1 protein-coding gene is annotated in these 291 nt (G+C 51.2%); it reads left to right on the top strand.

What is annotated here, in order from left to right; genetic code table 11:
* Positions 1 to 95: 95 nt before the first annotated feature.
* On the top strand, positions 96 to 291 hold a 196-nt coding region (locus tag E1189_RS24200), incomplete at its 3' end, for a hypothetical protein (RefSeq protein WP_230459796.1).

Raw genomic sequence — 291 nt, 5'->3', positions numbered from 1 at the left:
CATATTGTTACACCATGTAGTCCGTGCACTGCAGGGTGTTGCTGTGAAAGGGACAGACCGGGTCACTCATTTTTCCTGTTGTGCAGGATGCGCTTGTGTCTGTTGAGATGACTGGCTGTGGTGAAAGACTGGTTGCACCCTTTCTGGCCACAGACAAAAGGCTTCTCCCCTGTGTGAATGCGCTTGTGAGCGTTGAGGTTTCCGGATGTGATAAATGCTTTGTAGCACCCCTCCTGATCACAGACAAAAGGTTTTTCCCCCGTGTGGATGCGCTTGTGGGCAGTGAGATGA

Origin of the sequence: Parendozoicomonas verongulae (assembly GCF_009711465.1) — a bacterium.
Lineage (GTDB): Bacteria > Pseudomonadota > Gammaproteobacteria > Pseudomonadales > Endozoicomonadaceae > Sansalvadorimonas > Sansalvadorimonas verongulae.
The sequence above is the reverse complement of the archived record's forward strand: the minus strand, read 5'-3'. Positions and strand labels throughout refer to the sequence as shown.